Origin of the sequence: Pseudomonas sp. K5002, from assembly GCF_013386655.1 — a bacterium.
Classification (GTDB): Bacteria; Pseudomonadota; Gammaproteobacteria; order Pseudomonadales; family Pseudomonadaceae; genus Aquipseudomonas.
In genome coordinates, this window is the sequence record NZ_JACARK010001161.1 from 1 (window position 1) to 347 (window position 347).

Annotated in this window: 1 protein-coding gene; it reads right to left on the reverse strand. The window is 63.7% G+C overall.

Annotated elements, in window-relative coordinates:
- Positions 1–201, reverse strand: a 201-nt coding sequence (locus HX846_RS34425) for an SDR family NAD(P)-dependent oxidoreductase (RefSeq protein WP_178967172.1), incomplete at its 3' end; no start/stop codon positions are given.
- Positions 202–347 lie beyond the last annotated feature (146 nt).

Consider the following 347-nt stretch of genomic DNA (forward strand, 5'->3'; position numbering starts at 1 on the left):
GCCGCCGGCTTCGGGGATTTCGGCTACGACGCGGTCGGCCGCCGAGGCGTTGGCGCCTTCGCCCTGGGTTGAGCCGCCAAGATCGTTGACCAGCACTTTGGCGCCGTGTCTGGCGAACAGGAGTGCGTGGGCGCGGCCTAGTCCGCCGCCGGCACCGGTGACGATCACGACCTTGTCTTGGAACTGCACAGGCTCACTCATTGGGGACTCCAGGGGTGGTTAGGGGTGGATGGGTTGAGTGTCAGGCACGGGGCTTGTGGTCACAATAAATACGGTTGGGGGTGAATGGTGCGCGATAAGGCTGGGGGATGATTGGTGTGGCCGGGGGGTGGGTACATATCCGTTAT